Raw genomic sequence first — 9,661 nt, 5'->3', positions numbered from 1 at the left:
CGGTACGTCATGCCCCGTCCCGCCCACCGAACACCGGCCCCGAGCCGGTTCCGCCGTTCCCCGCCGGGCCGACGTGCACGGAATGGGACGGAATCGGGTAGACCTTCGGACATGACACCCACGACCACCACCCCCCTCGCGCCCCCGGTCGGCGCCGAGCTCGCCGACCGAGTGCTCGGCGGCTGGCTGGGCCGGATCGCGGGGAACATGCTCGGGAAGCCGGTGGAACAGGGGGAGGTCTGGACGCGCGAGCGGATCCACCGCTATCTGCGGCAGGCAGGGGCCCTCCCGCTCACCGACTACCTCCCGGAGCCGGTGAGCGAGAGCGACGAGTTCGCGCTGCGGCCCGAGTGGCGGGAGTGCGTACGCGGGCGGATCCACGGCAGCTGCCGCGACGACGACGTGGACTACGCGATCCTCGGGCTGCACCTGCTGGAGACGCACGGCTTCGGTTTCAGCACCGAGCAGGTCGGTGACCTGTGGCTGCTGCGGCTGCCGTACCTCCAGACGTTCACGGCGGAGCGGGCCGCGTACCGGAACCTCGCGAACGGGCTGAAGCCGCCGCTGACGGCCACCTACGACAACCCGTACCAGGAGTGGATCGGCGCCCTCATCCGCGCCGACGTCTTCGGCTGGACCTCGCCGGGCCTGCCCCGGCGCGCGGCCTCGCTGGCCCGGCGCGACGCGGTGCTGTCGCACACGGGCAACGGGGTGTACGGGGCGATGTGGGCGGCGGCCCTGATCGCGGCGGCGTTCACGGCGCCGGGGGCGCGGGCGGCCCTGGACGAGGCGCTGGTGGTGGTCCCGGCGAGCAGCCGTCTGGCGCGTACCGTGCGGCGGGTCGTGTCGCTGTACGAGGCCGGACTGGCCTGGGAGGAGACGCTCGCGACGGTGGGCGAGGAGACCGCCGGGCTCGGCTGGATCCACGTCGTGCCGAACGCCGCCGTGCTCACGGCCGGGCTGCTGTACGGCGACGGCGACTTCACCCGCACCCTCGCGCTGACCGTCCGCGGCGGCCTGGACACCGACTCGAACGGGGCCACCGCCGGTTCGGTGGCGGGTGTGCTGTGCGGGGCGGCGGCGATCCCGGGCCGGTGGAAGGATCCGTTGGAGGACACCGTGCGCAGCGCCGTGTTCGGCTTCGACGGGGTGCGCATCAGTGAACTCGCCGAGCGCACGGTGCGGTTGGCGGAGGCCTTCGGCTCCTGAGCGCCGACCCGACGCCGCCGCCGCGCTCCTCGCGCTCTCCTCGCGCGCCCCTGACGCCGATTTCCCGCCCTTCGCGGGCCGTCTACCCTGGGCGGATGACCACTTCGGACTTCGCCGCGTACATCGCGAGCCTGCCCCGTGTCCTCGCCGGTGCCGCCGCGATCTTCCGTGACGCCGAGGGGCGCGTGCTCGTCGTCGAGCCCAACTACCGCGAGGGATGGGCCCTTCCGGGCGGCACGATCGAGTCGGACGACGGGGAGACCCCGAGGCAGGGGGCGCGGCGCGAGACCCTGGAGGAGATCGGGTTGGACGTCGAGCCGGGGCGGCTGCTCGCCGTGGACTGGGTGCCCGGGGTGGGGCGGCCGCCGCTGGTGGCGTACGTGTACGACGGTGGGGTGCTCGACGAGGAGGATCTGAAGCGGATCCGGTTGCAGGAGGAGGAGTTGCTGTCGTGGCGGCTCGTCCCGCGCGCCGAACTGCCCGAGTATCTCCTGGGACAGCTCGGTCGGCGGGTGCTGGCCGCCCTCGACGCGCTGGCGGAGGGCACGGGGCCGGTCGAGCTGGAGAACGGCGAGCGGGTCGTCTGAACCGTCGAGGATCGGCCACCGCGGTGTTCGTCGGTCGCCGCCCGCCGTTGACAGGAGTCAGCTGACGGCGCGTCAACTCGCCCTGCACAGAACGTGAAATGAATGAACCTTCCACTTAATGGAAGTTTAAAGCGCTGGCTGAAAACGCTGCCCGTTCGTCACTCCAGCATCTAGTCTGACGTCAGCCCCGTCCGAGCGATCGCGCCTCGTTGCCCCGCTCGGGGACCGGGGCAGCACTCGGGACACCCGTGACCGGCGGCCCGGGCGCGGGCCGTGGCACCGGGAGATCCGGAGCCCCTGGGGGAACGGTCACCGGGAGCCGCCCGGAGCAGTCGGTCTCCCCCCACCTGCGGGCCGTTTCTCGCCCGTCATCACCGAACAGGCAGCTGAGGTCATGGAACCACTGGGCTCAGACGATCCCGAGGAGCTAGGTCCCTACCGTCTCGTGGCACGGCTCGGCGCAGGAGGCATGGGGCGGGTCTATCTGGCGCGCTCCCCGCAGGGGCGGACCGTCGCGGTCAAGGCCATCCGGCCCGAGCTGATGGGGGACAAGAACTTCCGCATCCGCTTCCGCCGCGAGGTGGAGGCCGCGGGGGCGGTCGGCGGCAGATACACCGCGCCCGTGGTGGACGCCGACCCCGAGGCCCCCGTCCCGTGGCTGGCCACGGACTACATCGCCGGGCCCACCCTGGCCGAGGCGGTCGCCGCGCACGGCCCGCTGCCGGTGGAGTCGGTGCTGGTGCTGGGCGCCGGCGTGGCCGAGGCGCTGATCGCGGTGCAGGCGGCCGGACTGGTGCACCGCGACCTGAAACCCTCCAACGTGCTGCTCGCCGCCGACGGTCCGCGTGTGATCGACTTCGGCATCGTCCGGGCGAGCGACGGCTACGACCTCACCCGCTCCGGCGCGCTCTTCGGCTCTTTCGAGTACATGTGCCCGGAGCAGGCCACGGGCGAGCCGCTGGGGCCCGAGGGGGACATCTTCTCGCTGGGCTCGGTGCTCACGTTCGCCGCGTCCGGGCACGCCCCGTTCAGCGGCAACGCGGCTGCCACGCTCCTCTACCAGGTGGTGCACAGCGCACCCGATCTGACGGGTGTGCCCGATCCGCTCGACAAGATCATCAACCTCTGCCTCACCAAGGACCCCCGGCTGCGCATCACCCCGGACAAGCTGGCCGCCGCCTGTGCGCCCGGCGGTGTGGAGCAACTGACGGCCGACGGCTGGCTGCCCCCGTCGGTGGCCTCCTCGGTCGCCCTCCGCGCGGCGGCGGTGCGGACCCTGGAGACAGGGCCGAACGGTCCGGTCGCCTTCCGCTCCCCCGGGACCGACCGGGAGCGGGACGCCTACGACTTCCAGCAGGAACGTCTCGCCCACCCGCCACGATCCGACCGGGCCGCGTACGACGCGCGGCGGGGGCAGGCCGTGTACGACTTCGAGCGGGAGGAGCCGCCCGGCGTCGCGGAAAGTCCGTCGCCGTGCGCGTCCGGCGACCCGTACGACGGCTCCGGCCGCCCGTCCCGGTCGGCCGAGGCGTTCCCGGCCGACCGGGACGGCAGCCGCCGCGGGGCCGACGGCACGGGCCGGACCGGTGGCGTGGCATCGGCCGGAGCAGCGCCCGCCGGCGGCGCGGAGCCCTACTCCGCTCCCGAGGAGCCGGAGCCGTACCGCGCCGGCGGGCACCGTCGTGCCGTACCGCGTTCCGGTCCGTCGCGGCGTACGGTCCTCACCGTGTCGGCGGGCTCCGCCGCTGCCGCGGCCGGCGCCGGCCTGGTGCTCAGCCGCCGGAAGAAGCCGACCGTGCGGTCCACGGAGCCCGCGGGGCCGGCCCCGAAGCCGCTGTGGACCTACCGCGGCGGCCCGCTGCTCCAGGCGCCCGCCGTCTTCAACGACGGCACGGCCCTGGTGAAGACCCGCCCGGGTGACCTGGTCTGTCTCGACCTCAAGGACGGCACCCGGCCCAAGTGGGTCTACGAGGGCATCAGCCAGTCGCCCACCCCGGCCGTCCTGGCCTTCGACGCCGCGATCGCGCTCGGCGAGGGGGCCACGGTGATCGGGATCGACCCGGTCGACGGAACGGAACGTTTCACCATCGACTTCGGGCCGGACTTCCGCTTCACCACACTGCTCGGCGCCACCGACGACCGGGCCGTCTCCGTCATCGGCGTGCGGCTCCGGCGCGAGTCCGACGAGCAGGGTGTCGCGACGTCCACGGACACGGTGTTCGGGGTGGACCTCGCGGCCCGCCGCGCCGAGGTCATCCCCATCAGCCCGGAGGACGTCGGCATCAAGCTGGCTCCGGTCATCCTCCCCAGCTACTTCGTCTACGCAGACGGACTGCGCAACGTCACGGTCCGCGACACCGACAGCTCCGGCGTCCTGTGGCGGCACCCGGTCGGCTACGACCTGCGGCCGGGGCTCGCCGTCATCAACCGCACGGTGTTCGCCATCGGCCGGGAACTCAAGGCCCTGGACCTCAACAACGGCAGACTCCGCTGGCGGGTGAAGCCCGAGCGCGGCATGTTCGCGTCCCTCGGCGGCTACGGCAACACCGTCTACGTCACCGGCACGGACCCGGCAGGCGTGTACGCGTTCAACGCCGGTACCGGCGCCCGCCGTTGGTTCTGCCCCACCCCGCGCCTCAACATCGACCAGCCCATCACGGCGGGACCCGACGCGGTCTACGTCCCCGCCCACCAGAACAAGAACGGCTTCTACGCGATCGGCGCCGCCAAGGGCCGACTCCTGTGGAACTTCACCGACGGTGTGGAGACCGGCGTCAACGACTGGCAGCTCGCCTGCGACCACAGCGGTGTCCTGGTCGCCCAGCACTACGACCGCACGTACGGCCTGCCCGCCCCCTGACCCGCCCCGGCGGATATCCGCTCGCCCCGACCGGACGACCGACCTACGCTCGCCCCATGAACAAGCCCCTGGTCGCCCTCCTCAGTGGCGCAGGCATCTCCACCGACTCCGGCATCCCCGACTACCGGGGCCCGAACGGGCTGTGGCGGCGGGATCCGGAGGCCGAGAAGCTGGTGACGTACGAGTACTACATGGGTGATCCGGAGATCCGCCGGCGGTCGTGGCAGATGCGGCGGCGGAACCGGACGCTCCAGGCCGAGCCGAACGTGGCGCACCGGGCGGTGGCGGAGCTGGAGCGGTCCGGGGTGCCGGTACGGGTGATCACGCAGAACGTGGACGGGCTGCACCAGCTGGCCGGGATGCCCGCCCGCAAGGTCCTCGAACTGCACGGCTCCGCCCGGTCCGTGGTGTGCGTCGGGTGCCACGCCCGGATGCCCATGGAGGACGCGCTCGCCCGGGTCGAGGCCGGTGAGGACGACCCGCCGTGCCTGGAGTGCGGGGGCGTGCTGAAGTCCGCCACCGTCATGTTCGGCGAGCGCCTCGACCCGGTGGTCCTCGGCGAGGCCGTCGCGATCAGCAAGGCCTGTCAGATCTTCATCGCCGTCGGCAGCAGCCTCCAGGTGCAGCCCGCCGCCGGGCTCGCCGGCGTCGCCGCCGACCACGGGGCCCGCCTGATCATCGTCAACGCCGAGCCGACCCCGTACGACGAGCGGGCGGACGAGATCGTACGGGAGCCCATCGGAACGGCGTTGCCGGAGGTGCTGCGGGCGATCCGCGAGGCGAACGACTGAGAGGCTGTGGGTCCGGCCCCTCGGAAGGCCCAGGGACCCGGCCCCTCAGAAGAGGGCCGCGCCCCGTTCGAAGTCCAGCAGGCGCTGTTTGCGGTCCGTGCCGCCGCCGTATCCGGTGAGGCTGCCGTCGGAGCCGACCACACGGTGGCAGGGGACGATGATGCCGACGGGGTTCCTGCCGTTGGCCAGACCGACCGCGCGGGACGCCTTGGGGTTGCCCAGAGCGCCCGCGAGTTCGCCGTACGAGCGGGTCTCGCCGTAGGGGATGCGGGCGAGCTGTTCCCAGACCTGGCGTTGGAACGGGGTGCCCCGCAGCCGGAGTTCGACAGTGAATTCCTTCAACTCGCTCGCGAAATAGGCCTCCAGCTGTTCCAGGGTTTCGCCGAAGCCCGTGTCGTCGCGTACGCCGAAGCTCTCCTGCGGCGGGCGATGGCGCTGCTCGGTCATGTAGAGGCCGCACAGGACACCGTCGTCGGCGACGAGGGTCAGGGGGCCGTAGGGGCTGTCGACGACGGTGTGCCGCTTCTGCTGACTCATGGGTGGTCCTCGGAGGGTCGGTGGGGCCGGTTCCGCCGACGCGCGGGTCGGCGGGAACCGCCCTATACGGGAAGGAAGTTGATGGGGTGGCTGTCCGTCGCCCAGAGGTACTGGACCGCGTACGCCCGCCACGGCCGCCAGACCTCGGCCCGGGCCGCGAGGGCGGCCGGGGTGGAGGGCAGGCCCAACTCCCGTGCCGCGCGCCGGATTCCGAGGTCACCGGCGAGGAAGGCGTCCGGGTCGCCCAGGGCCCGCATGGCGATGACGTCGACGGTCCAGGGGCCGAACCCGGGCAGGGCGAGGAGCCGGGCACGGGTCTCGGCCCAGTCGCTGTCGACGCCCAAGTGCAGTGTCCGGTCGGCGAGTTGGCCCACCAACGTGCTGAAGGTGGTCCGGCGGGTGCGCGGCATCGCGAGGGTCTCGGGATCGACGGCCGCCAGTGCCTCGGCGGACGGGAAGAGATGGGTGAGGCCCCCTTCCGGGTCGTCGACCGGTTCGCCGTGCGCGACGACCAGCCGGGCCGCGTGGGTCCGGGCGGCGGCCGTGGAGACCTGCTGGCCGAGCACCGCCCGTACGGCGAACTCGGCCTCGTCCACGGTCCGCGGCACCCGACGCCCCGGCGCCTTGTCCACCAGCGGCGCGAGCACGGGATCGACGCGCAACTGCTCGTCGACGGCGACCGGGTCGGCGTCCAGGTCGAGCATGCGGCGGCAGCGGCTGATGGCGACGGGCAGGTCGCGCAGATCGCCGAGGGAGAGCCGGCAGGCGATGTGGTCGGGCTCCGGCGTGAGCGCGACGATGCCGTGGCCGTACGGCAGCCGGAGCGTGCGCCGGTACGCGCCGTCGCGCCACTCCTCCACCCCGGGTACGGCGGTCGCGGCGAGGTGCCCGAAGAGGTTGTCGGGGTTGAGCGGGGCCCGGAACGGCAGCCGGAGGCTCAACACCCCCGATGTGCCCGGGGAGTCGGAGCGTTGCCGGGCCGACCGCGTCGCCCGCTCGCGCAGGGCGCTGGGCGACAGCGCGAAGACCTCCCGGACCGTGTCGTTGAACGTCCGGATCGACCCGAACCCGGCGGCGAACGCGATCTCCGCCATCGGCAGCGCTGTCGTCTCGATCAGCAGCCGCGCGGTCTGCGCCCGCTGCGCCCGGGCGAGTGCCAGCGGGCCCGCGCCCAACTCGGCCAGCAGCTGCCGCTCGACCTGCCGGGCGCTGTAGCCGAGCCGCCGTGCCAGTCCCGGCACGCCCTCCCGGTCCACGACCCCGTCCCCCACCAGGCGCATCGCCCGCGCCACGAGGTCTGCCCGCTGGTCCCACTCCGGTGACCCAGGACTCGTGTCCGGCCGGCACCGCTTGCAGGCCCGGAATCCGGCCTGCTGGCACGCCGCGGCACTCGGGTAGAACGTCATGTTCTCCGCCTTCGGCGGTACCACCGGGCAGCTGGGCCGGCAGTAGATCCGCGTGGTCACCACGGCCGTGAAGAACCACCCGTCGAACCGCGCGTCCTTCGACCGCACGGCCCGCACACACCGTTCCGTATCCGCGTACATCCCGTTCCGCATGACTCAAGCATCGGGGAGGGGAGGGGGAAGGGCTGGCGAGAATCCGACATCGTGGTGAGGGCGCCTTGTGACCGCCGAAGCCCTTCAGGGGCGCGGGGAACTGCGCGACCAACCCGTACGGGTCCGCAGCCGCCCTACGACGGACAGCCCCTCCCCCTCAGGCGCTCCTAACCCCTCGCTGCGCGACCCCACGCCGCCTCCCGCAGCAACCGCAGCCCGTTCAGACCCACCAGCACGGTCGACCCCTCGTGCCCGGCCACCCCGAGGGGCAGCGGCAGATGCCCCACCAGGTCCCACACCACCAGCACGGCGATGCACACCCCGGCGATCACCAGGTTCTGCACCACCAGCTGCCGGGCCGCCCGGGACAGCCGCACCACCGCCGGGATCGCGCGCAGCTCGTCGCGCACCACCACCGCGTCCGCCGTCTCCAGCGCGAGATCGGAGCCGGCCCGGCCCATGGCCACTCCGGCGTGCGCGGCGGCGAGCGCGGGCGCGTCGTTGACCCCGTCCCCGACGAACAGGACCTTCGCGCCCCCGTTCTGCAGCTCCCGTACGGCCTCCACCTTGCCGTCCGGCAACAGCTCGGCCCGCACGTCGTCGATGCCGGTGTCCGCCGCCACCCTGGCGGCGGCACGCGCGTTGTCACCGGTCAGCAGGACCGGCGACCCACCGGTCACGGCGGTGAGGGCGGCCACGGCGGCGGGGGCGTCGTGGCGCAGCCGGTCGGCCAGGGTGAGCGTCCCGACGGCGACGCCGTCCCGCTCGACGAGAACGGTCGTCCCACCGGCGACCGCTCCGGTTCCGGCGACCGCTCCGTCCACGGCGTCCACGCCGTCCACGGCGGACTCGTCGCCGAGGCCGCCGTGCTCCCCTGCCCGCCCCACGGTCACCACGTGTCCCTCGACCGTCGCCCGCACCCCCCGGCCCGGCGTGGCCACGAAGTCCTCGGCGGTGGCCACCCGCAGCCCCCGCGCCCCGGCGGCGGCCACCACCGCACGGGCCAGCGGATGTTCACTCGGGTACTCGGCCGCCGCGGCCAGCGCCAACAGTCCCTCCTCGTCGAGGCCGGAGCCCGGCAGCGGTCGTACGGCGACGACCTCGGGTGTGCCCTCCGTGAGCGTGCCGGTCTTGTCGAAAGCGACGGCGTCGATCTCGCCCAGCCGCTCCATCGCGACGGCGGACTTCACGAGGACGCCGTGGCGGCCGGCGTTGGCGATGGCGGAGAGCAGCGGCGGCATGGTGGCGAGGACGACCGCGCAGGGCGAGGCGACGATCATGAAGGTCATGGCGCGGAGCAGCGCGGCCGTGAGGTCCTCGCCGAAGGCCAGGGGGACACCGAAGACGGCGAGGGTGGCGACGACGACCCCGACGGCGTAGCGTTGTTCGATCTTCTCGATGAAGAGCTGGGTCGGCGCCTTGGTGCGCGAGGCCTCCTCGACGAGGCTCACGATGCGGGCGATCACGGAGTCGGCCGGGTCCCGTGCGACGCGGACGCGCAGCGCTCCCGTGCCGTTGAGGGTGCCCGCGAAGACCTCGTCGCCCGGGGCCTTGGGGACCGGCAGCGGTTCGCCGGTGATGGTGGCTTGGTCGGCCTCGCTCTCCCCGTCCAGGACCCGCCCGTCGGCGCCGATGCGCTCGCCCGGGCGGACCAGCACCACGTCACCGACCGCCAGGCGGTCCGTCGGCACGGTCTCCTCGGCGGTGCCGTCCGCCGACAACCGGGTGGCCGTGGTGGGCGCGAGGTCGAGCAGGCCCCGTACGGAGTCCGCGGTGCGGGCGGTGGCCAGGGCCTCCAGGGCGCCGGAGGTGGCGAAGATGACGATCAACAGGGCGCCGTCGAGGACCTGGCCGATCGCGGCCGCGCCCAGCGCCGCGACGATCATCAGCAGGTCGACGTCGAGGCTCTTCTCGCGCAGTGCCCGCAGCCCTTCGAGGGCGGGCTCCCAGCCGCCGGCCGCGTAGGCGATCACATAGAGCGGGCCGTACAGCCAGGCGGAGACCCCGGCCAGGTCCAGGGGGAAGGCGAGCAGGAAGGCGAGGGTGGACGTCAGCGCCCAGCGGGCCTCGGGGAGGGCGAGGACGCGGGTGCGGCGGCTGGGAGCCCGCCCTCGAAGG

Annotated in this window: 7 protein-coding genes; 4 read left to right on the top strand and 3 right to left on the bottom strand. The window is 73.4% G+C overall.

Annotated features, from left to right (window positions below; all coding sequences use genetic code 11):
• Positions 1–111: 111 nt before the first annotated feature.
• From P1P70_RS34000 to P1P70_RS33985, 4 genes are all read left to right on the top strand, one after another.
• Positions 112–1,209 carry an ADP-ribosylglycohydrolase family protein gene (locus P1P70_RS34000; RefSeq protein WP_319244694.1) on the top strand — a complete coding sequence of 366 codons (1,098 nt, stop codon included), beginning with the start codon at positions 112–114 and terminating at the stop codon, positions 1,207–1,209.
• Positions 1,210–1,304: 95 nt separating this feature from the next.
• Positions 1,305–1,796 (top strand): NUDIX hydrolase, encoded by a 492-nt coding sequence (locus tag P1P70_RS33995; protein WP_319244692.1) that lies wholly within the window; start codon positions 1,305–1,307, stop codon positions 1,794–1,796.
• A gap of 394 nt (positions 1,797–2,190) precedes the next feature.
• Positions 2,191–4,656, top strand: a complete 2,466-nt coding sequence (locus tag P1P70_RS33990) for a protein kinase domain-containing protein (protein ID WP_319244690.1) — start codon at positions 2,191–2,193, stop codon at positions 4,654–4,656.
• Positions 4,657–4,712: 56 nt separating this feature from the next.
• Positions 4,713–5,447: an SIR2 family NAD-dependent protein deacylase gene (locus P1P70_RS33985; protein WP_319244688.1), complete on the top strand. Its 735-nt coding sequence runs from the start codon at positions 4,713–4,715 to the stop codon at positions 5,445–5,447.
• A gap of 45 nt (positions 5,448–5,492) precedes the next feature.
• Here the strand turns inward: P1P70_RS33985 and P1P70_RS33980 are convergent, their stop codons facing one another.
• From P1P70_RS33980 to P1P70_RS33970, 3 genes are all read right to left on the bottom strand, one after another.
• Positions 5,493–5,984 (bottom strand): methylated-DNA--[protein]-cysteine S-methyltransferase, encoded by a 492-nt coding sequence (locus P1P70_RS33980; RefSeq protein WP_319244686.1) that lies wholly within the window; start codon positions 5,982–5,984, stop codon positions 5,493–5,495.
• Positions 5,985–6,046: 62 nt separating this feature from the next.
• On the bottom strand, positions 6,047–7,531 hold the full coding sequence (locus P1P70_RS33975) for an AlkA N-terminal domain-containing protein (RefSeq protein WP_319244696.1): 1,485 nt from the start codon (positions 7,529–7,531) through the stop codon (positions 6,047–6,049).
• A 179-nt stretch (positions 7,532–7,710) separates the two neighbouring features.
• A partial coding sequence (locus P1P70_RS33970) for a heavy metal translocating P-type ATPase (RefSeq protein ID WP_319244684.1) occupies positions 7,711–9,661 on the bottom strand: 1,951 nt, incomplete at its 5' end.

It is taken from the genome of Streptomyces sp. MB09-02B (assembly GCF_033794485.1).
In the GTDB taxonomy this organism is placed as follows: Bacteria; Actinomycetota; Actinomycetes; order Streptomycetales; family Streptomycetaceae; genus Streptomyces.
Note: the sequence above shows the minus strand (reverse complement) of the source record. Positions and strands in the feature narration are given on the sequence as shown.